Below are 19,846 nucleotides of genomic sequence, written 5' to 3'. Positions count from 1 at the left end.
GGCGGGCGCGGGGTCAGCAGCTGTCCTGGTAGCCGCTCTCCGGGATCAGACGGGCCCACTCCGCCCTGGTCAGCGCGCCGTCCGCGCGTGCGCACACCTCGCGCGCCGTCAGCCCGGGATCGACCGCGACCTCCCGTACGGTGCCGTCGAGCGCCACGCCGCGCAGCCGCTTGCCGTCCTGGCTGAAGGCGAGCCCGGCGGCCCACGAGCCGACCTGGCCGACCTCGCGCAGCGCCGCGGTGTCCCAGAGCGAGGTACGGCCCGCGTCCACGGCCAGCAGGTCGCCGGCCGGGGAGAAACGCAGCTCGTCCACCGGGGCGGAGCCGGTCTCGATCGTGCCCATGGTCGCCCGCTCCCGGACGTCCCACAGCAGCACCCGGCCGCCCTCCAGCGCGATCGCCAGCCGGCCGCCGTCGGGGGAGAAGGCCAGCGCCGTCGGGGCCGCGCCGTCGGCCAGGTCGAGCGGGGTGACGCGGCCCGTGGCCAGGTCGAGCAGGTTCCGGCCGGCGGCCAGCGTCGTGCCGTCGGGGCTGAAGGCCAGCGCCAGGTCGCCGGCGCCCGCGTACTCCTTGATGCGCCGGCCCGTACGCACGTCCCACGTCTCCAGCAGCTTGCCGCGGGCGGTCGCCAGCGTGCCGCCGTCGGGGGAGAGGGCCACGGCGGGCACGTCGCCGCCCGCCTCTATCGTGGCCACCTGCCTGCCGCCGGCCACCTCCCACACCGTCACCGGGTCGCCCGCCACCGCCAGCAGCCGGCCGGCCGCGTCGAACGCCAGGTCCCCGGCCGCCGCGATCCGGCCCAGCTTCCTGCGCTCCTCGGTGTCGGTGAGCTCGATCGCGTTCCCGACCTCCTTGGCGGCGACCCGGCCGTTCCCGGAGAACGCCGCTATGTGGCCGTCGCCGGACGGCGCCGGCAGGCCGGACACGTCGAGCGAGACGACCGAGCCCAGGCCGCCGAGGTAGCGCAACTGGCGGCCGTCCAGGGAGAACGCCAGGCCGTGGCCGGGATCCTTGAGGGGGTACGAGCCGGACAGGCGGCGCTCGGCGACGTTCCAGACGCGTACCTCGCCGGCGCCGGGGAGTGCGAGCAGGCGGCCGTCGGGGCTGAAGACCAGCGGGCCCGCCGACGCGCCCGGCGCCGCCTCCATCCCGTCCACGACCTCGACCCCCCACGCCCGGTCCGGCCCTGCCCCGGGCCCGCGCCCATCACCCGGCCCCGCACCGGCCCCGCGCCCATCGCCCGGCCCATTGCCCGGCTCACCACCCGTCCGCGCCCCCTGCCCGTCACCGGCCCGTGCCGCCTGACCGTCGCCGGTCCGTGCCGCTTCCCCGCCACCGTCACTGGTTCGCGCCGCCTCGCCGTCGCCGGCCCGCGCCGCCTCACCGCCACTGTCACCGGCCCGCGCCGCCTCGCCGTCGCGGGGGCGTGCTGCCTGGCCGTCGGAGGAGCGGCCCGCCTCGCCGTCGCCCGTCCGTGCCGCCTGGGGATCGCCGCTTCCGGACCGTCCGGTGCCCGCCTCGTCGGCGCGGCGCGGCGTCGCTCCGGTCGCGCGCGCCTGCGGCTGCCCGGTGCCCGAGCCGCCGGTGCCCGGCCTGCCCGCCTTGCTCGCATTGGCCTCGGCATCCGCTCGGGCCGTCCCGGTCGGCCCACCCGGTCGGGCCGTCCCGGTCTGCGCGCCCGGTTGGGCCTGCGCGGTCGCGCCGGCGCCCGGCTGGGCCGTCCGGCCGCCGTCGGCGCCGGCGGACCGCAGCGGTGCCGGGCCGGTCGCGCGGGCGTCCGCGCCCGCGCTCGCCGACGCGCCCGCCGCCGGAGCCTGGGACGCGCCCGCCGCGGGAGGCTGCGAGGTGCGGGCCGCTGGGGCCTGGGAGGTGCCCGCCGCCGGAGCCTGGGATGGGGCCGAGGGCGGGGCCTGGGCCGGGGTGGGGGTCGGGGCGGGCAGGGCGAGGACGCCCGGGCCTGGGGTGGTGGCGCCGGTCGGGGCGGGCGACGCACCGCGCGACAGGTCGGCGACCGTGTCGGGCCCCGGCTGCACCGCCGTTCCGAACGTCTCGGCGGAGGCTCCGCGCGACCGCGCGTCCTCGCCCCCGACCAGCGTGACCCCGTCGCGCCCGGCGACCGCGAGCGTGCGGCCGTCCGGGCTGAAGGCGAGGGCGGGGGCGGCGGCGTCCGCGCCCGTGAGGGGTTCGACCTCGAGGACCTTCACCCGGGTACGGCGCGGCGCCAGCTCCCACAGCTCGACCCGCCCGTTGAGCCGGGAGACGGCCGCCCGCGCACCGTCGCCCGACAGCGCGACCTTGGCGTCCGTGAGGTCGAAGAGCACGCGTGTCCCCCGGTAGACCCGGGTCCTGTTCCCCCTGCTGATGGCGTAGACGGCCGCGTCGGGCGCGCGGCCGGTGGTGACGTCGATGGGGCCGCTCGCGGGGCCCTCGGCGTAGCGGCCGTCGTCGCTGAGCGCCGTGATGCCGGCGGGCAGCGGGTACGACGCGACCCGCCGCCGGGCGGCGACGTCCCAGAGGGTGACCGTTGAGGCGTCCCAGCGGATGAGGGTGTCGCCGCGCAGCAGGTAGCGGGCCTGCGGGTCGGCTTCGGGGTCGGTGAAGACGGCCAGCTCCGGCTGGACGAGCGACGCCTGGAGCGCGGCCCGCGCCTCGAAGACGGGCGCGAGCCGCCACGCGGCCACGCTGAGCCGCATCGCGGTGCGCGGGTCGGAGGTGCGCAGCGACTCGGCACGGGCGGCGACGGCGCGGGCGTCGGCTTCGATGAGGCGTTCGCGCAGGTCGTTCTGCCCGTGCACGGACACGACGGTCATCGTGACGGCGACGGCCAGCACAGCGGCGACGGACGCGAGCGAGGGGACGAGCAGCTTCCTGCGTTGCTTGGACAGGGCCACGCTGTCGTTGATGAAGTCGCGTTCGAGCTGGTTGAGCCGCACGTGACGGCGCTTGGTGGCGGCCCAGCCGAGCGCGGTGTCGAGCTCGTGCCCGCGCAGCAGGTGCCCGCGCCCGCGCCGGTGTTCGGACCAGTGCCGGGCGGCCTCGCGGATGCGGCGGTGCACGGCCAGGCCCTCGCGCTCGTCGGCGACCCAGCCGCGCAGGCGGGGCCAGGCCCGGTAGAGCGCGGCGCTGGCCGGGGCGACGCGGTCGTCGCTGACGGCGACGAGCTTGCCGACGGAGGTCTCGACGGCGGGCACGCGGACGCTGCGGCGGACGAGCAGGCCGGCCTCCATGAGCGGGCGCAGCACGTCGCCCTCGTCGTGCGGGGTGTCGCCGTCGAGCAGGCGCAGCAGCAGGCCGGGCACCTCCTGCTGCTGGGCGGGCGTGAGCGTCGCGTACACCTCCTCGGCCAGCTCGCCCAGCGACCGCTGCCGTACGTACGTCTCGGGCGGCCGCAGTTGCGCGTCGCTGTCGACCAGCAGCTCGGCGGCCGTGGGGCGGTCGGCGGGGTCCTTGGCCAGCGCCCGCCCGACCAGCTCGGCGAGGGGGCCGGGCAGGCAGCTCACGTCGGGGTCGACGGTCAGCAGCCGGTGCATGATGCCGCCGAGGCTGTCGCCGTGGAACGGGTCGTGTCCGGTGGCCGCGAACAGCACGACGGCGCCCCACGCGAACACGTCGGCCGCCGCCTCGGCGGCCTGCCCGGTGAGCACTTCGGGCGCCTGGTACGTGCACGCGCCCATCGGCCGGGGCACCGGCAGCCCCAGCTCGATCACCTTGGGGCCGTCGTCGGCCAGGAGCACGCTCTCGGGGTTGAGCCCGCGGTGGGTGAGCCCGGCGTCGTGCAGCGCGCGCAGCACCTCGGCCAGCGCCCCGGCCAGCGCGGCCAGCTCGGCGCCCGCGTACGGCCCGTGCAGCGCGACGGCCTGCCGCAGGTCGGGCCCGTTGACGAACTCGCTCACCACGTAGGGCACACCCTGGTCGGACCCGACGGCGACCACTTCGGCCAGGTGGCGGCAGCTCACGCGCTCGTAGCGGTGCCCGACCTCGCCGCGCGGCACGGTGACCGCGAACCGGTGGCCTTCGTCGTCGTAGGCGTCGTAGACGACACCGCGCCCGCCCGCGCCCAGCCTGGCGGCCAGCCAATAGCCGCCAAGCCTTTCGGGATCACCGGGCACCAAGCGCATCGTCACTGATGCTTAGATGCACGACACCGCCCATTGGTTGTCCGGAAACGACCTGATCCGGAAGGACGCGACAGGTCCCCCGCGCGCCTCGGGGGACCCATGCGTCATGATCATTATGCCAGGCCCCGTGACGCGGCCTGCCACTCCGGCCGCAGGATGGCCATGAGCACGCAGTCGTGCCACTGCCCGTCCCACAGGAGCGCGTCGCGCTCGACGCCCTCCTCGACGAAGCCGATCTTCTTGTAGACGTGCCGAGCCCGCTCGTTGAAGGCGTAGACGCCGAGCCTGATCCGGTGCAGCGGCGTGGTGCCGAAGGCGTGGCCGAGGACCAGCTCGATCGCCTCCGTGCCGTACCCCTTGCCGAACACGCGGGGGCCGACCAGCCCGATGCGCAGGTTGCACGACAGGTTGGGGGCGTCGAGCTCGTTCAGCACGACCTCGCCGACGTACTCGTCGCCGGCCATGATGGCCAGGTCGAGCCGGTCGGGGTGGTCGCCGCGGGTGGCGTACCACGCGCGCAGCTGATCGGGGTCGAACGTGGCGTGCGAGCCCGTCAGCCGGCGCACGTCGGGGTCGGAGACCGACTCGATCAGGCCTTCGACGTGCTCGGGGCCGACGGGGCGCAGCGTGACGCGCGCGCCCTTCAGGGTGGGTTTCTCGGCGAACGGTCCTTCTGGCAGTCCCTCTGGCATCCCTTCTGGCTATCAGTCGCGATCAACGCCGGGCAAACCCATTTCGGCCAGCACCCGGTCGCGCACCTGCTCGGGGGTGAGCACGCCGACGTCGCAGATCAGGTCCGAGACCTCGCGGAAGAACGTCTCGCGGCGGGCCCGCATCTCCCTCGGGTCGTAGTCGGGGCGGTGCTTGCTGGTGCGCATCCGCTCGGCCAGCACCGCATCGTCGGCGTCCACCCAGACGACGAACGCCTTGCGCATCGCCGCGCGCACCTCGGCGTTCTCCAGCGTGCTGGCCGCCGCGGCGATCACCTTCGGCTCGCCCGCCAGCTCCTCCAGCACGTGCTCGGCCTCGTAGCGGTGCAGAGCCTCCTTGCCCTCGCGGGCGGCGATCGGCGCGGAGGTGGCGCCGTACTTCTCCTGGAGGTACTGGTCGCTGTCGGTGAACGGCAGCCCGAGCGCCTCAGCGATCAAGCGGCCGGCGGTCGTCTTGCCCGAGCCCATGAGCCCGATCATCACGACTGGTTTGTTTTTCGACATGTGGATAGAGGTTCCTTCGTGTCAAGGAGGTAAATCTGATGACCATCGCCGGAAGCATCATCCTCATCATGCTCGGTGCGATCCTCACCTGGGCCGTCGAGTTCGACCTCGCCGGCCTCGACATCAACGTAGTTGGCGTCATCCTCATGCTCGGTGGCCTGGTCGGGCTCCTGTTCGGCATATACAGGATCACCGTCACGCGCCGCGCGGTCGGCCCGATCGACGAGCCGGTGCACCGTCACGAGATCTACGAGGAGCCGGAGACCCGCAGGACCACGGTCTACGAGGAGCGCCGCCACTACGACGAACCACCGCTGTAGGAGGTGAATCGACATGCCAGCCGTTGAAGAGCTGCCGTCGACCATCAAGCGTTCTCCGAAGAAGGCGCAGAACACGTGGATCAAGGCGCACGACTCGGCCGTCAAGGAGTACGGCGAGGGACGGCGCGCCCACATGACCGCGTTCGCCGCGCTGAAGCACTCCTTCGAGAAGGTCGGCGACCACTGGGAGGCGAAGGACGGCAAGGGCCCTTCCGACAAGGGCGCCACCGACCGCTCCGGCAGGACGGAAGAGGGCGTGGACGCCAACGCCAGCAAGGACCACCTGATGCAGGTGGCCGGCCGGCTCGGCGTGACCGGCCGGTCGAAGATGACCAAGCCGGAGCTGGTCGAGGCCATCAAGAAGGCCAACAGGTCGGCCACGGCGAAGTCCCGCTCGAACGGGAAGGCGAGCACGAAGTCGACCGGTACCAAGTCGACCAATACCAAGTCGACCAGTGCCAAGTCGACCGGTACCAAATCGACCGGTACCAAGTCCACGGGCACCAAGTCCGGGACGAAGGCGGCTTCCTCGTCGAAGTCCGGCACCAAGACGACGTCCAAGGTGAAGTCGGGGCCCAAGTCGTCGTCCACGAAGTCCACGAAGTCCGCCCCCAAGAAGTCCACCGCGAAGAAGTCCACTCCCAAGAAGGCTTCCGCGGCGAAGTCCCGCTGACGAGGTGGGGCTTGGCGACATCGTTCACCAACCACCCGGAGGGCCGTCGATCTCGCTGGATCGACGGCCCTCACTCATGTCTCCGGGCAGCGCTCACAGCAGCCGCTTGACCGCGTCGGCGATGGCGTGGCGGTCGATCCGGGCGTCGGCGAGCTGCTCCCGCGGCGTCGCGGAGCCGGGCAGGTCGGTCACGGCCAGCTTCACCACGCGCGGCCCCAGCTCGCTCACGGCGTCCAGCACCGCGTCGCCCAGCCCGCCCTCGGCGCGGTGGTCCTCCACGGTGATCAGGTTGCCGGTGGTGGTCGCCGCCTCGGCCAGCACGGCCGTGTCGACCGGCTTGATCGAGTACAGGTCGATGACGCCCACGGGGATGCCGTCCGCCTGGAGGTCGTCGGCCGCCGCCAGCGCCTCGTGCACGGTGACGCCCGCCGCCACGATCGTGGCCCGGTCGCCCGGCGTGTGCCGCAGCACCCGCGAGCCGCCCACCGTGAACCGCTCGCCCGGCGGATAGATCACGGGGGTGTCGCCGCGCGTGGTCCGCAGGTAGGACACGCCCTCCAGGTCCGCCATCTCGGCGATCAGGGCGGCCGTCTGGTTGGCGTCGCACGGGTAGAGCACGGTGCTGCCGTGCACCGTGCGCATCATCGCCAGGTCCTCCAGGCCCATCTGCGACGGCCCGTCCTCGCCGATCGCCACCCCGGCGTGCGAGCCGACCAGCCGGATGTCGGCCCCGCTCACGCCGGCCATCCTGATGAAGTCGTGCGCCCTGGTCAGGAACGCCGCGAACGTCGCCGCGTACGGCTTCCACCCGCGCACCTGCAGCCCGACGGCGGCGGCGACGAGCTGCTGCTCGGCGATGTACATCTCGAAGAAGCGCTCGGGATGCTCCTTGGCGAACGTCTCCGTCTTCGTCGAGTCGGCCACCTCGCCGTCCAGCGCCACGACGTCGCCGCGGGCCGAGCCGAGCGCCGCCAGCGCCGCCCCGTACGCGGTCCGCGTCGCGACCTGCTCGCCCACCTGGTAGGAGGGCAGCTTCATGCCGTTGCTCGCGAACCGGAACGGCGCCGCGTCCACCTCGGGCCGCTGCACCTCGACGCGCACGCCGCGCGGCCCGCCCAGCTCCTGCACGGCCTTGTCCGGGTCCTTGAGCGCCTTGCCGTGGGCGCCCTCGCGGTTCTCGACCTCCAGCACGCCCTCGCCCTTGCGGGTCTTGGCCAGGATCACGGTCGGCCGGCGCCGCGTGTTGCGGGCGTCGCCGAGGGCGAAGTCGATCTGGCCGGGGTCGTGCCCGTCGATCTCGATGGTGTGCCAGCCGAACGCGCCGAACCGGCGCGCGTACGCGCCGGTGTCCCAGCCGTGCCGGGTGGGGCCGCGCTGGCCGAGCCGGTTCACGTCCACGATGGCCGTCAGGTTCGCCAGGCCCTCGCTGCCGGCGTGCTCGGCCGCCTCCCAGATGGAGCCTTCCGCCAGCTCGCTGTCACCGCACAACACCCACACGCGGTACGGCAGCCGCTCCAGCCGACCGGCCATCGCCACGCCCACGCCGACGGGCAACCCCTGGCCCAGCGAGCCGGTCGCCACGTCCACCCAGGGCAGCCGGGGCGTGGGATGGCCCTCCAGGCGGCTGCCCCTGCGGCGGAACGACAGCAGCTCCTCGTCGCTGATCACGCCGGCCGCCTTGTAAAGGGAGTAGAGCAAGGGGGAGGCGTGCCCCTTGGAGAAGATCAAGTGGTCGTTGGCCGGGTGCTCCGGGTGCTCGAAGTCGTAGCGCAGGTGGCACGCGAAGAGCACCGCCATCAGGTCGGCCGCGGACATCGACGAGGTCGGATGGCCCGAGCCCGCCTCCGCCGCCGCTCGTACGGAATCCACGCGTAGCTGTGCCGCCAGCTCGGCCAGGTACTGAAGATCGCGGTCAGGCATCATGACCTCCTCGAGACGTTTCCGCCCCGCCTACCCGGGCGCGGTCGCTTGACTCGGCGCGCGCGAGTCGCCCTGGGGAAGGCGCGGGCCCGGGTGATCAGGTGGTCAGGCCCGGCGCAGGCGCCGCACGGCGGCGACGGCCGCGGCGGCGGCACCGCCGGCCAGGCCGAGCAGGACCGGCCCGCGGTGCTGGGAGAGCCAGACCTGGGGGCTGCGCGCGTGCGAGCGGTCGTCGAACGAGCCGTGCGCGCCGTAGTCGGTGCTCTCGTCGGCGGGCTCCCACAGGTTGGCCACGCCGGTGGGCTGCTTGTCGTCCGTCACCTGCGACTGCGTGCCCGTGCGGGCCAGGTAGCGGTCCACCAGGGCGGGCGCGACGCGCTGCGCGAGCAGGGTCGCCACGGTGCTGGTCCCGACCCAGTACTCCTTGCGCTCGGGGTGGGCGGCCGCGTACACGATCGCGCGGGCCGCCACTTCCGGCTGGTAGATCGGGGGGACGGGCTGGGGGTGGCGGCGCAGCTTGGACAGCACCCAGTCGAACTGCGGGGTGTTGACCGCGGGGAGCTGGACGAGCGTGACGCGCACGTTGCTGCGGTCGGCCAGCAGCTCCGTGCGTACGGACTCGGTGAAGCCCTTGATGGCGTGCTTGGCGCCGCAGTAGGCGGACTGGAGGGGGATGCCCCGCTGCGACAGGGCGGAGCCGGTCTGGACGATCGCGCCGGCGTTGCGGGGGCGCATCAGGTCGAGCGCGACCTTGGTGCCCCAGACGTAGCCCAGGTAGGTGACGGCGGTGGTGCGCTCGTACTCCTCGGGGGTGATGTCGGTGAACTTGGCGAACACGGAGGAGAAGGCGGTGTTGATCCAGACGGAGATGGGGCCCATCTCCTTCTCGATGCGTTCCGCCGCCGCGCGCACCTGCTCGTAGTCGGCCACGTCGGCCTCGTACACCTGTCCGGTGCCGCCCTGCACGCCCACGTCCACGGCCGCCGCGCCGAGGCCGGTCGTACCGCGGGCGATCAGCGCGACCTTGGCGCCCTGCGCGCCGAGCTCGCGCACGACGGCGCGCCCGACGCCGCCGCTCGCGCCCGTCACCACTACCACGCGTCCACGAAGTGGTGCCATGCCGGAATCAGCCCGCCTCTCCGTCAGGTCCCTGCTGCCGCTTCTGGCGTCGTACGGCCAGCGTCATGTCGATCGCCGTGCCGATGGCCAGCACGACGGCGATGCCCGTCAGCACCGGCGCCCCGGTGAGCAGGCCGAGCACCGCGAAGGCGAACAGGAAGACCAGGATGAACGACCCGACCCTGACGTGCATGACGTCGCGGGGGGTCGCGGGCACCATGGCGTGCCCTCGGGTGTCGCGTGTCTCGTGCCATTCTCCGTTGTCAGACATGCGGCTCACCTGCCCCTACTGTTTGCCGCCTAACGTCGGGGGTAGCCGCCCTGCGTGCCCGAGCGAGATCGACATTCCGGAGAGTTGCACCCCAGCGACCAGAGCGAGCCGGGCATCGTGCGACGCCGGCGCGGGCGCGGGTTCAGCTACGAGGGCCCCGACGGCCGGCCGGTGCGCGATCCCGCCACACTCGCCCGCATCAGGGCGCTGGCCATCCCCCCTGCCTGGCGGGACGTGTGGATCTGCACGTCGCCGCGCGGGCATCTGCAGGCCGTCGGCACGGACTCCGCCGGCCGCAGGCAGTACCGCTACCACGACCTGTGGCGCGAGCAGCAGGACCGGGCCAAGTTCGACCGGGTGCTGGAGGTGGCGGAGCGGCTGCCGGCGTTCAGGAAGACCGTGGACGAGCAGCTCCAGGGGCGCGGGCTGACCAGGGAGCGGGTGCTGGCCGCGGCGGCCCGGCTGCTCGACATCGGCTTCTTCCGCATCGGCGGCGAGAGCTACGACACCTACGGCCTGGCCACGCTCAGGATGGAGCACATCACCTGCTCGCGCGGCGTGGTCACCTGCTCCTACCAGGCCAAGGGCGACATCAGGCGGGAGGTCGAGGTGGCCGACCCGGCCGCGTGCAAGGTGCTGCGCTCGCTGAAGGCCTTGGGCGTGGAGGGCGAGCTGCTGCGTTACCGGCGCGAGGGCGGCTGGGGCGACATCAGGAGCGAGGACATCAACGAGTACCTGCGCGAGACCATCGGCTACGAGGTCACGGCCAAGGACTTCCGCACCTGGCACGCCACCGTGCTGGCGGCGGTGGGGCTGGCGGTGTCCAGGCCCGCGCGGGAGGGCGTCACCAGCAAGAAGCGGGCTATCACCCGGGTGATGCGGGAGGTCGCGGAGTATCTGGGCAACACTCCGACGGTGGCGCGGGCGTCGTACGTGGATCCGCGCGTGGTGGAGGCGTACGACCAGGACAGGACGATCGCGGGGGCGCTGACGGAGCTCGGGGCGGACGCGGATTTCGGGCAGCTCGCCACGGCGGGACCCGTCGAACGGGCGGTCATTGAGCTGATTCGCGCCGTTTGAGCTGTTCGCGACCGGGCATGCGCCGACAGAAGAAGGAGGCGAGCGATGGAAGCTCCGCAGTACGTCGCGGCCCGTGTCCAGCAGGCGCTGGCCGAGGACGGACGCACGCACGAGCTCGGAATTCGCGTTGACATCAGAGGCGACCAGCTTTTCCTGCGCGGACAGGTGAGCGGCGCCGAGCAGCGCGAGCGGCTCGGCCAGGTGGCGCACGAGGTCGCGCCCGAGCTCCATGTGCACAACGAGATCAACGTCGTTGAGGCGACCGCGCCGGGGGAGGATGAGCATCTTGACTGACCTGCGTATAGCCGCCGTGGGGGACATCCACCTCGGCGAGGACGTCAGAGGCCAGTACAGGAAGAAGCTCGAAGGCATCGAGGACCGTGCGGACGTGTTCATGCTGGCGGGAGATCTCACCCGGCACGGCACGCTGGAAGAGGGCCGGGTCGTGGCCGACGAGCTGCGCGGCCTGCCGATCCCCGTCATCGCGGTGCTCGGCAACCACGACTACCACTCCGACCTGCAGTACGAGATCGCCAGCGAGCTGCGCGACGCCGGCGTCATCGTGCTCGACGACGACGGCGTGGTCGTGCAGTGCGGCGACAAGAAGCTGGGCGTCGTCGGCGGCAAGGGCTTCGGCGGCGGGTACGCGGGCAAGTGCGCCAGCGAGTTCGGCGAGCGCGAGATCAAGAACTTCGTCTCCCACACGCGCTACATCGCCGAGGCGTGGAAGGTGGCGCTGAAGGAGATCGTGGCCGACCACCGCGTGGTGCTGTCGCACTACTCCCCGATCAAGGAGACGCTGGAGGGCGAGCCGCCCGAGATCTACCCCTTCCTGGGCAGCTACCTGCTGGCGGAGGCGGTCGACACGGCCGGCGCCGACCTGATCCTGCACGGGCACGCGCACAAGGGCAGCGAGAAGGGCATGACGCCGGGCGGCATCCGGGTGCGTAACGTGGCGCTGCCGGTGCTCGGCAGGGCGTACTGCGTGTACTGCCTCAACTGCGCCGACGACCTGCAGACCCACCCCTAGCGAACTCGCCTAGAGGACTCGCACGGCGAGGAGACACACGTCGTCCTCCAGCGAGTCGCCCCCCAGCCGGTCCAGCACGCAGTCGATCAGCTCTTCCGGATCGTCGGCGGCGCAGGAGCGCGCGGCCTGGAGCAGGGCGTCGATGCCCGCCTCCAGGTCCTGCCCGCGCCGCTCCACCACCCCGTCGGTGTAGAGCAGCAGGACGTCGCCCGACTGGAGCGCGGTGGTCGTCATCTGGTACTCGGTCACGTCGAACGCGCCGAGCATCATCCCCTGCGTGCCGTCGATCGGCTGGGGCCGGCCGTCCCTGATGAGGAGCGGGGCCAGATGACCGGCGTTCGTCCACTGGAAGGTGTAGTCGTGCGGGTCGAAGTGGCCGATGATGGCCGTGCCGGTCACGGTGACGCCCTCGTTGGAGTGCACGATCAGGTCGTTCAGCCAGGTGGCGAGCCGGTCGGCGGGCGCCTGCGTGTAGGCGAGGCCGGCCAGCCCCGAACGCATCTGCAACATGATGCTGGTGGCGGTCAGCCCGTGCCCCATCGCGTCGCCGATGGCGAGCAGCACCCTGCCGTCGGGGATGAGGCGGGCCTTGAACCAGTCGCCGCCGAGCCGGATCAGCTCCTCGCCCGGCAGGTAACGCACGCCGACGGTCAGGCCCGGCAGGTGGATGAGGCCGCGGCGGATCGGCAGGATCGTGTTCTGCAACTGCACCGTGATCCGGTGCTCCTCCTCGGCCCGCCGGCGCTGCCGCTGCGCCTGCTCGTGCGCCACGGCCAGGGCCCGCTCCTTGCGCCGGTTCTTCGTCACGTCCTGGGCCAGGCAGCGCACCTTGACCGGCACGCCGTCGGCGTCGAGGATCGGCTCGCTGAACACGCTCAGGTGCCGCACCCCGTGCCGGTGCTGGATCCTGAACTCCGTCTCGACCGCCTCCCTGTGCTCCAGCAGGGAGCGGACCAGGTCCTCCACGATCGGCAGGTCCTCCGGCACGACCACGGCCGGCAGGTCCTCCAGGGGCGTCGGGCCGTCGGAGCGGTCGCGGCCGAACATCTCATACATCTGGGGCGTCCACAGCGTGCGCTGCGTGGCCAGGTTCCACTCGCCCCAGCCCAGCTCGGCCAGCCGCTGGGCGCGTTCCCAGCCGGAGACGAGCAGTTCCTCGTCGTCCAGGGGGCGCCAGCTCACCAGCAGCCCGCCGTCCACGCGCGAGGCCCGCACGGCCAGCGTCGCGGGCCACAGCAGGGAGTCCACCGCCTCCACGAACTCCACCGACTCCCGGTGGATCGGCTCGCCGCTCTCGAAGACGGCGATGTAGTCGTCCAGCAGCCCGGAGCCCGCCACGCCGGGGCTGGCCTCCATGAGCCGGTGCCCCGTCAGCTCCGCGGCGGTCCGCCCGGCCACCGTCCTGGCGTGCCGGTTGGCGGCGAGAATGAGGAAGTCCACGACGCGGCCCGTCGCGTCCTTGATCGGGGTGAGATAGAGGGCCGAGGCGTGCACCGCCTCCAGCATGCCGCTCACCCAGCCGGGCACCTCGGGCCGCGGCCTGGGCCCTTCAGGGGAGCGCTCGATGCCCCTGGCGACCTCGACCAGCTCCAGGCCGCTGTGCTGGGCCATCCTCGACAGCTGCTCGGCCGCCTCGCCCGGACGGATGTTCAGCTCCGTGGCGAGGCGGGCGACGGCCTCGTCGAGGATGGCCTCCTCACGCATGTGCAGGCGCAGCCGTACGAGCTGGTCCCGGACCCTCGCCGACGCAGCGCCCGACTCGTAGCGGCTGAACGGCGGAAATCTACTCACACGCTCGTCATGCCCGGCGCTCGGGAATGATCAAGAGCGTCACTAGCGATATTTCAGCAAAACGATAGAGAGACCGCTGGACCGTTCACGGGGACCGGCCCAGCGGGTAAGGACAGGGGCGTCGAACGCGTCGAATGCCCCCTACACATTGAAGATGCTGACCCCGCCCGGCCCGACCAGGAAACCGAGGACGATGAGCACGATCCCCCAGAGCAGATCGCGCCGGGCCAGGATCACATAGATCCCGGAGATGACGAGAATTACCGCGATGATCCAGAGCAAAGTAGCCATGGGCTGGCATCTGCCCCGGAGAAGCGCCGCATAACATATCGCAGCCGGGCAGGAGGAAAACCATGACGACCTTCGGTTATTTCCTGTCCTGTGAGGAGCACGGCCCCAAGGAGCTCGTCCGCCAGGCCAAGGCCGCCGAACGCGCCGGCTTCGAGGCCCTGTGGATCTCCGATCACTTCCACCCCTGGCTGGACGAGCAGGGGCAGGCCCCGTTCGTCTGGTCCGTGATCGGGGCGATCGCCGAGGCCACGTCCCTGCCCATCACCACCGCCGTGACGTGCCCCCTCGTCCGCACGCATCCCGTCGTGATCGCGCACGCCACCGCCACCACCGCGGCGCTCACCGGCGGCCGCTTCCGGCTCGGTGTCGGCACCGGCGAGGCGCTCAACGAGCACGTCGTCGACTCCCGCTGGCCGCCGCTCAGCGAGCGGCTGGAGATGCTGGAGGAGGCCATCGAGCTGATGCGGGAGCTGTTCACCGGCAAGCTGGTCACCCACCGGGGCCGCCACTACCAGGTGGACACCGCCCGCCTCTACACGCTGCCCGACGAGCCCGCCCCCATCCTGGTGTCGGGGCTCGGCGAGAAGTCCACGGCGCTGGCCGGGCGGCTGGGCGACGGCTACGTCTCCGTCGCGCCGGACGCCGACGCCGTACGCGCCTTCCGCGCGGCGGGCGGCACCGGCAAGCCCGCGCTCGGCGGCCTCAAGGCGTGCTACGCCGAGGACGAGAAGGCGGCACGCAAGACCGTGCACCGCCTGTGGCCCACCCAGGGCATCAAGGGCGAGGCCGCCCAGCTCCTGCCGCTGCCCCGGCACTTCGAGCAGCTCGCCGAGATGGTCAGTGAGGACGACGCCGTCGCCGGCAGCCCGGTCGGGCCCGACCCCGAGGTGCACGCCCAGGCGATCCGGCAGTACGTGGAGGCCGGGTTCGACGAGGTGTACGTCAACCAGATCGGGCCGGAGCAGGACGCGTTCTTCGACTTCTACCAGCGCGAGGTCCTGCCGCGCGTCCGCTGAGCGGCGGCGCGCGGTCAGCCACTCCGCAGCATGCCCGCCAGCAGGTCGCGGAGGGCGTCCCGCAGCTCCTCCGGCGTGGGGACGCTGCCCGCCCCCGCGATCGCGTCGAACATCAGCCCCTCCCCGAACGCCACCAGGTTGCGGGCGTGCGCCACCGGGTCGGGCGAGCCGATGGCGGCGAGCATGGCGACGGCCGGGTCGCGGAAGCGGCGGCCCGCCTCGTCGTAGATGCGGCGCAGCTCCGGGCGCCGGGTGGCCTCCAGGGCCAGCTCGTAGCGGGCCAGGGTGCGGCGCCGGTCCGTGAGCTGGATGTGCAGCGCCTGCGCCATCAGCTCCGGCAGGCGGGCCAGGTCGGCGGCCTCGGCGGTGTACGCGCCGGCCAGGGCCTGCTGCTCCAGCTCGGTGAGCCGGGACAGCGTCAGCTCCAGCAGGGCCGCCCGGGTGCGGGCGAGGTTGGAGGTGGAGCCGGGCGGCAGGCCGGCGGCCTCGTCCACGGCCCGGTGGGTGAGGCCGCGCATGCCGCGCTCGGCGAGCAGGGTGATGGCCGTGTCGGCGACGAGGTCGGAGCGTTTCACGGCACCCGATACTACAGCGGTAGTGAGACCGGACTACAGACGTAGTAGGGTGGCACTACAGACGTAGTTAAGGGAGGCTGTCATGGCCAGAGCTGTGGTGATCGGCGGCGGCATCGGCGGGCTGGCCGCCGGGGCGGCGCTGCGGCGCAAGGGGTGGGAGGTGATCGTGCTGGAGCGCGCCCCCGCGATCGAGCCGGTCGGGTCGGGGCTGGCGATCGCCGCGAACGCGCTCAAGGCGCTCGACGTCCTCGGCGTGGGCGACCGCGTCAGGAGCCTGGCCACCGCCGAGGGCCGGCTCGGGCTGCGCCGGGCCGACGGCCGCTGGCTGACGCACACCACGGAGGCCGCCGCCGACGCCAAGTACGGCGACTCGGTGGTGATCATGCTGCGGGCCACGCTGATGGACGTCCTCGCCGACGCGCTCGGCCGCGAGCACGTCCGCCTGGGAACGACCGTCTCGGACGTGGACGCGGACAAGGGCCTCGTCCGGACCTCGGAGGGGGACCTGGAGGCCGATCTCGTCGTGGGCGCCGACGGCATCCACTCGGCCACCCGCGCCGCGCTCTTCCCCGCCCATCCCGGGCCGGTCTACTCAGGGGTGACGGCCTGGCGCGGCCTCGTCCCGCGCGGCGGGCTCGACGTGCCGCGCTCCGAGAGCTGGGGCAGGGGCCTGGTGTTCGGCATCCACCTGCTGGCCGGCGACATCGTCTACGTCTACGCCACCGACGTGCTGCCCGCCGGCACCGTGCACGCGGACGAGCGCGAGGAGCTGCTGCGCAGGTTCGGCGGCTGGCACGACCCGATCCCGGCCCTGCTGCGGGCGGCCGATCCCGCCCGGATCATCCGCAACGACGTCTATCACCACGCCGAGCCGCTGCCCGCCTTCCACCGGGGCCGGGTCGCGCTGGTCGGCGACGCGGCGCACGCGATGACGCCGAACCTCGGGCAGGGCGCCTGCCAGGCGATCGAGGACGGGGTGGTGCTCGCCCACCACGCGAGCGCGGCCGCGTCCGACGGCGGGCTGGCCGCCTACAGCGCGGCGCGCGGGGAGCGGACCGCGAAGATCGTCCAGCGGTCGTGGACGTTGTGCCGCATGAGCAAGCTGCGCCACCCGCTGGCCGTGGGGCTGCGCGACTTCGGGGTGTCGGCGGCGGCCCGGCTCAGCCCAGATCTGATGTTGCGGTCGATGGACGAGGTGCTGGGCTGGCGTCCACCGGCTGAGGCCGCACGGTGACCGACGTCTGCACGTTGACCGATGTCTGAACGGCGGCCGGCGGCTGCACGGCGGCCCGGGGCATCGGGCTCTCCACGGGCACCGGCGGCGCGGGCACGGGCTTGGCCTGGTGATCGGGGGCCAGCCGGCCGAGCGTGATCGTCCCGCCGATGGTCAGGGCGGCGGCCAGCAGGGCGGGCACGGCCGTCGAAGGGGAGGTCGGCAGCGGCTCGCCGAGCAGGATCGCCCCGGCCAGCACGGAGGTGATGGGGTCGATGACCTGCACGCCGGCGTAGGCGATGCCGAAGTAGCCCACGGCGTACGAGCGCTGGAGCAGCACCACGGCGCAGATCAGCAGCACGGGCACGGCGAGGCTGAACCAGTGGATCAGCCGCCCCCAGTCGCCCTGCATCCCGCCGCCGATCACCCGTACGAACGTGGACACGCTCGCCGTCACGGCCCCGGCGCCCACCGAGAGCAGCATGGCCTTGGCCGGGCCGTGCACGCGGCTCGCGACGAGCTGCGTGACCAGCGCGATCGCCGCGATCACGGCGATGAACATGAGCGCCGCGCCGTCGCTCAGCACCGGCGTCACGTTGTGCGCGGGCACCAGCAGCATGAGCCACAGCAGGCCCACGGCCACGGCGACCGAGCCCAGGATCTCGGCGCGGTACGGCCGGCGCCCGTACATGAACGCGGCCAGCGGCACCGCGAACACCAGCGTGGCCACGCTGATGGGCTGCACGGCGACCAGCGGGGCGAAGCTCAGCGCGACGGCGTGCAGGCAGGCACCGCTGAAGGAGATGATGCCGCCGACCCACCATCGAGGGCGTTTGACCAGGCTGAGCGAGGCGCCCTCGGCCACGACCTCGTACTGCTGCATCGCCGCGCCGAGCGCGTATCCCAGCGCTCCGGCGAGGGCGATCAGCATGCCGACCCAGGTCATCGCGGCCCGCGCAGCAACAGGGATCCTTTCAGGAGCATTGCTCCAGCTTAAGAGGCAGCAGAAGCTGCACAATCATCCTTTAGGCCGAAAAATCGGGATAAGTTGCCTCCGACCTGCACGAACATGTGGCGCATCCTTGGGGCGACGGTGGCGGGCAGGCGCCGGCTGCTCCAAGGCCGGCCCGCCACCGGAGGCGACCCCAGGCGCGTCACGACTTGCGGCAGACGCAGAACAGGTGCCCCTGCGGATCCCGCAGCACGATCCACCGCGTGCCCTCCTCCGTGACGCCGGGCTGGAACTCGGGCCGGGTGGCGCCCAGCGCGACGTACTCGGCCGCCGCCGCCTCCACGTCCGGCACCTGGAGGTCGAGGTGGAACTGCTTGTCCGGGCTCGGCCACTCGACCGGCTTACGGTCGGGGACGCGGCCGAAGTAGATGTTGACGGTGCCGTCGGTGATGGCGGCGTACTCGTCCTCGGCGTAGGTGACCTCCATGCCGGTCACCTCGTGGTAGAAGGCGGCCAGCGCCTTGGGGTCGTCGCAGTCGATGGTGAAGGCCAGGAGGCTTGCTTTCGTCGTCATGCCCATCAGCCTGTCAGCCGTACCTGCCACCTCCTGTCAGGTACACGAAAGGACATGACGAACCATGACAGAGGGCCGCGCCGGGACGGCGCGGCCCTCCGCTCACAACATCAAGTCACCCGGGGAAGCGGCCGTAGTAGTCCCCCAGCCGCGACCGGTACTCGGGCTCCTTGAACTTGCCCTCGTCGAACTCGGGCGCGTCCTTGATCTCGGCCTTGGTACGCGACACGAACACGTTGCGTTCCTGGGGATCGATGTTCGTGATCACCCGGGCCGGGAGCAGGACCTTCTTGCCGAAGATCCAGGGGCCGGTGTCGACGATGATGTAGCTCTCGCCGACCTCGTACGTCGCCTCGTCGACGGACCCGATCTTCCCGTCGGTCGCCTGGACGTGGTATCCCACCAGGTCCAGAGCCTGCCCACGGTCGTAGACGTCAGGTCGATAGTCCCAGAGCTCCATTGGGCTCTCTTCCTCTCTTCTTCCGTCTTGTCGGGCAAGCCATCAACTACCCGTCGCTTTTCGTGTAAACCCGTAAGAATGCCTTTGGCGATCGTTTACCAACTCTCAAGCTGATGCCGCCACCATCTGCACACCGGAAGGAGACGGCCATGCGAACCAGGCCAGAACGCCTCTACGAGATCGACGGGCTGCGGTTACTGGCGGCTCTGTGCGTCGTGCTGTTCCACTACGTGTTCTCCGGCTGGGCCGGGGGCAAGACGACGGTGACGTTCGTGACCGAGTCCGCGTGGGCCAAGTACGGCTATCTCGGCGTCGACCTGTTCTTCCTGATCAGCGGTTTCGTCGTGCTGATGAGCGCCTGGGGGAGGACGCCCCGGCAGTTCGTGGTCTCCCGGGTGGTGCGGCTCTATCCGGCCTACTGGGTGGGCATCGCGGTCACCGCGCTGGTCACGGTGACGCTGGGGCAGGGCCTGTTCCACGTGTCGCTGCCGCAGGTGCTGGCCAACCTGACGATGTTCCAGGCCGTCCCGAACATCGAGAACGTGGACGTCGTCTACTGGACTCTCTGGGCCGAGATGCGGTTCTACCTGCTCATGCTGGTCGCCACCTGGATCGGGATAACCAGGGGCCGGATCATGGCCGGCCTGTGGGGCTGGCTGGCGCTGACGTTCCTGGTCGAGCTGGGCGTGCTGCCGGGCATCGCGGACCTGGTCGTGCAGTCGGAGTTCTCCCACTACTTCATCGCCGGGATGGCGCTGTTCATGCTGTACCGGTTCGGGATGGACTGGCAGATCGCGCTGCTCGTGCCGATCTGCCTGGGGAACGCGGTCTACCGGGCGATCGGCTACGCCGAGGCGGTCGGGACGCGCTACCACGTGACCTACTCGCCCACCGTCATCACCGCCGTCGTCGTGGCGATCTTCCTGATCATGACGTTCGTGGCGCTGCGGGTGACGAGCCGGCTGGCCCGGGCGTGGCTGGTCACGGCGGGCGCGCTCACGTACCCGCTGTACCTCCTGCACGCGCATGTCGGCTTCATCCTGTTCGCCCGGCTGGAGGGCCTGGTCAACAAGTACGTGCTGCTCGTCGCGATGATCGTGGTCATGCTGGCGGCGGCGTACCTCGTGCACCGGTTCGTGGAGCGGCCCCTGGCGCCCCGGCTCAAGCGGCTGCTGTCGAAGCGGCAGCCCGCGCACGCGGCGGCGCCGGCGGGCAGCCCGACAGGATGAT

19 protein-coding genes and 1 pseudogene are annotated in these 19,846 nt (G+C 72.1%); 8 read left to right on the top strand and 12 right to left on the bottom strand.

Going from position 1 to position 19,846, the window contains the following annotated elements:
* Nucleotides 1-13: 13 nt before the first annotated feature.
* The 3 genes from KIS93_RS23360 to KIS93_RS23350 form a co-directional block, all read right to left on the bottom strand.
* Nucleotides 14-4,108: a protein kinase domain-containing protein gene (locus KIS93_RS23360; protein ID WP_186404404.1), complete on the bottom strand. Its 4,095-nt coding sequence runs from the start codon at nt 4,106-4,108 to the stop codon at nt 14-16.
* A gap of 122 nt (nt 4,109-4,230) precedes the next feature.
* Nucleotides 4,231-4,809, bottom strand: a complete 579-nt coding sequence (locus tag KIS93_RS23355; protein WP_080045652.1) for a GNAT family N-acetyltransferase — start codon at nt 4,807-4,809, stop codon at nt 4,231-4,233.
* A 12-nt stretch (nt 4,810-4,821) separates the two neighbouring features.
* Nucleotides 4,822-5,331, bottom strand: a complete 510-nt coding sequence (locus KIS93_RS23350) for a shikimate kinase (protein WP_230465838.1) — start codon at nt 5,329-5,331, stop codon at nt 4,822-4,824.
* Between the two features lie 38 nt (nt 5,332-5,369).
* Between KIS93_RS23350 and KIS93_RS23345 the strand changes: the two genes are divergently transcribed.
* Nucleotides 5,370-5,651, top strand: a complete 282-nt coding sequence (locus KIS93_RS23345; RefSeq protein ID WP_080045654.1) for a hypothetical protein — start codon at nt 5,370-5,372, stop codon at nt 5,649-5,651.
* A 13-nt stretch (nt 5,652-5,664) separates the two neighbouring features.
* Nucleotides 5,665-6,045 (top strand): annotated as a pseudogene (locus KIS93_RS23340) (ChaB family protein); the annotation flags it as partial.
* A gap of 372 nt (nt 6,046-6,417) precedes the next feature.
* On the opposite strand, the gene KIS93_RS23335 reads toward KIS93_RS23340, so the two are convergent.
* The 3 genes from KIS93_RS23335 to KIS93_RS23325 form a co-directional block, all read right to left on the bottom strand.
* Nucleotides 6,418-8,247 (bottom strand): transketolase, encoded by a 1,830-nt coding sequence (locus KIS93_RS23335; protein WP_230465839.1) that lies wholly within the window; start codon nt 8,245-8,247, stop codon nt 6,418-6,420.
* Nucleotides 8,248-8,349: 102 nt separating this feature from the next.
* Nucleotides 8,350-9,363 carry an SDR family oxidoreductase gene (locus KIS93_RS23330; protein ID WP_080045655.1) on the bottom strand — a complete coding sequence of 338 codons (1,014 nt, stop codon included), beginning with the start codon at nt 9,361-9,363 and terminating at the stop codon, nt 8,350-8,352.
* 7 nt (nt 9,364-9,370) lie between these two features.
* Complete coding sequence (locus KIS93_RS23325) at nt 9,371-9,634, bottom strand: hypothetical protein (protein ID WP_155129213.1); 264 nt, start codon at nt 9,632-9,634, stop codon at nt 9,371-9,373.
* Between the two features lie 84 nt (nt 9,635-9,718).
* Between KIS93_RS23325 and KIS93_RS23320 the strand changes: the two genes are divergently transcribed.
* From KIS93_RS23320 to KIS93_RS23310, 3 genes are read left to right on the top strand one after another with little or no spacing between them, the layout of a single operon-like run.
* The gene (locus KIS93_RS23320; RefSeq protein ID WP_080045657.1) at nt 9,719-10,714 is read left to right on the top strand and encodes a DNA topoisomerase IB; all 996 of its coding nucleotides are present in this window, start codon (nt 9,719-9,721) and stop codon (nt 10,712-10,714) included.
* 45 nt (nt 10,715-10,759) lie between these two features.
* A complete protein-coding gene (locus tag KIS93_RS23315) occupies nt 10,760-11,008 on the top strand; it encodes a BON domain-containing protein (protein WP_080045658.1) in 249 nt (82 codons plus the stop codon).
* Entirely contained in the window at nt 11,001-11,744 is a 744-nt protein-coding gene (locus KIS93_RS23310) for a metallophosphoesterase family protein (RefSeq protein ID WP_206066985.1), read from the top strand. Before KIS93_RS23315 ends, KIS93_RS23310 begins: the two co-directional genes overlap by 8 nt.
* 9 nt (nt 11,745-11,753) lie before the next feature.
* On the opposite strand, the gene KIS93_RS23305 is transcribed toward KIS93_RS23310, so the two are convergent.
* Nucleotides 11,754-13,535 carry a PP2C family protein-serine/threonine phosphatase gene (locus KIS93_RS23305; RefSeq protein WP_155129216.1) on the bottom strand — a complete coding sequence of 594 codons (1,782 nt, stop codon included), beginning with the start codon at nt 13,533-13,535 and terminating at the stop codon, nt 11,754-11,756.
* Between the two features lie 141 nt (nt 13,536-13,676).
* Nucleotides 13,677-13,826 (bottom strand): GPGG-motif small membrane protein, encoded by a 150-nt coding sequence (locus KIS93_RS23300; protein ID WP_165959640.1) that lies wholly within the window; start codon nt 13,824-13,826, stop codon nt 13,677-13,679.
* Between the two features lie 62 nt (nt 13,827-13,888).
* Between KIS93_RS23300 and KIS93_RS23295 the strand changes: the two genes are divergently transcribed.
* A complete protein-coding gene (locus KIS93_RS23295) occupies nt 13,889-14,842 on the top strand; it encodes a TIGR03557 family F420-dependent LLM class oxidoreductase (protein WP_080045660.1) in 954 nt (317 codons plus the stop codon).
* Between the two features lie 14 nt (nt 14,843-14,856).
* Here the strand turns inward: KIS93_RS23295 and KIS93_RS23290 are convergent, their stop codons facing one another.
* A complete protein-coding gene (locus KIS93_RS23290; RefSeq protein WP_222107601.1) occupies nt 14,857-15,417 on the bottom strand; it encodes a TetR/AcrR family transcriptional regulator in 561 nt (186 codons plus the stop codon).
* A gap of 82 nt (nt 15,418-15,499) precedes the next feature.
* Between KIS93_RS23290 and KIS93_RS23285 the strand changes: the two genes are divergently transcribed.
* Nucleotides 15,500-16,651 (top strand): FAD-dependent monooxygenase, encoded by a 1,152-nt coding sequence (locus KIS93_RS23285; RefSeq protein WP_080045661.1) that lies wholly within the window; start codon nt 15,500-15,502, stop codon nt 16,649-16,651.
* Here KIS93_RS23285 and KIS93_RS23280 read toward each other — a convergent pair.
* The 3 genes from KIS93_RS23280 to KIS93_RS23270 form a co-directional block, all read right to left on the bottom strand.
* Nucleotides 16,578-17,576, bottom strand: a complete 999-nt coding sequence (locus tag KIS93_RS23280) for a DMT family protein (protein ID WP_230465840.1) — start codon at nt 17,574-17,576, stop codon at nt 16,578-16,580. The two genes, KIS93_RS23285 and KIS93_RS23280, sit on opposite strands and share 74 nt — an antisense overlap.
* Before the next feature lie 208 nt (nt 17,577-17,784).
* The gene (locus tag KIS93_RS23275; protein ID WP_080047555.1) at nt 17,785-18,156 is read right to left on the bottom strand and encodes a VOC family protein; all 372 of its coding nucleotides are present in this window, start codon (nt 18,154-18,156) and stop codon (nt 17,785-17,787) included.
* A 115-nt stretch (nt 18,157-18,271) separates the two neighbouring features.
* Entirely contained in the window at nt 18,272-18,616 is a 345-nt protein-coding gene (locus KIS93_RS23270) for a PRC-barrel domain-containing protein (protein WP_080045662.1), read from the bottom strand.
* A 149-nt stretch (nt 18,617-18,765) separates the two neighbouring features.
* On the opposite strand from KIS93_RS23270, the gene KIS93_RS23265 reads away from it, so the two are divergent.
* The gene (locus tag KIS93_RS23265; protein ID WP_186404402.1) at nt 18,766-19,845 is read left to right on the top strand and encodes an acyltransferase family protein; all 1,080 of its coding nucleotides are present in this window, start codon (nt 18,766-18,768) and stop codon (nt 19,843-19,845) included.
* The last annotated feature ends 1 nt before the right edge of the window (nt 19,846 follow it).

Origin of the sequence: [Actinomadura] parvosata subsp. kistnae, assembly GCF_900323885.1 — a bacterium.
Taxonomy (GTDB): Bacteria; Actinomycetota; Actinomycetes; order Streptosporangiales; family Streptosporangiaceae; genus Nonomuraea; species Nonomuraea composti.
The sequence above is the reverse complement of the archived record's forward strand: the minus strand, read 5'-3'. Positions and strand labels throughout refer to the sequence as shown.

Excerpts from the sequence above, each read along its gene's own strand:
- KIS93_RS23325 (WP_155129213.1), bottom strand. The coding sequence starts at position 9,634 with ATGTCTGACAACGGAGAATGGCACGAGACACGCGACACCCGAGGGCAC.
- KIS93_RS23275 (WP_080047555.1), bottom strand. The coding sequence starts at position 18,156 with ATGACGACGAAAGCAAGCCTCCTGGCCTTCACCATCGACTGCGACGAC.
- KIS93_RS23270 (WP_080045662.1), bottom strand. The coding sequence starts at position 18,616 with ATGGAGCTCTGGGACTATCGACCTGACGTCTACGACCGTGGGCAGGCT.
- KIS93_RS23315 (WP_080045658.1), top strand. The coding sequence starts at position 10,760 with ATGGAAGCTCCGCAGTACGTCGCGGCCCGTGTCCAGCAGGCGCTGGCC.
- KIS93_RS23355 (WP_080045652.1), bottom strand. The coding sequence starts at position 4,809 with ATGCCAGAGGGACTGCCAGAAGGACCGTTCGCCGAGAAACCCACCCTG.
- KIS93_RS23295 (WP_080045660.1), top strand. The coding sequence starts at position 13,889 with ATGACGACCTTCGGTTATTTCCTGTCCTGTGAGGAGCACGGCCCCAAG.
- KIS93_RS23300 (WP_165959640.1), bottom strand. The coding sequence starts at position 13,826 with ATGGCTACTTTGCTCTGGATCATCGCGGTAATTCTCGTCATCTCCGGG.
- KIS93_RS23285 (WP_080045661.1), top strand. The coding sequence starts at position 15,500 with ATGGCCAGAGCTGTGGTGATCGGCGGCGGCATCGGCGGGCTGGCCGCC.
- KIS93_RS23265 (WP_186404402.1), top strand. The coding sequence starts at position 18,766 with ATGCGAACCAGGCCAGAACGCCTCTACGAGATCGACGGGCTGCGGTTA.
- KIS93_RS23350 (WP_230465838.1), bottom strand. The coding sequence starts at position 5,331 with ATGTCGAAAAACAAACCAGTCGTGATGATCGGGCTCATGGGCTCGGGC.
- KIS93_RS23345 (WP_080045654.1), top strand. The coding sequence starts at position 5,370 with ATGACCATCGCCGGAAGCATCATCCTCATCATGCTCGGTGCGATCCTC.
- KIS93_RS23330 (WP_080045655.1), bottom strand. The coding sequence starts at position 9,363 with ATGGCACCACTTCGTGGACGCGTGGTAGTGGTGACGGGCGCGAGCGGC.
- KIS93_RS23335 (WP_230465839.1), bottom strand. The coding sequence starts at position 8,247 with ATGATGCCTGACCGCGATCTTCAGTACCTGGCCGAGCTGGCGGCACAG.
- KIS93_RS23280 (WP_230465840.1), bottom strand. The coding sequence starts at position 17,576 with ATGACCTGGGTCGGCATGCTGATCGCCCTCGCCGGAGCGCTGGGATAC.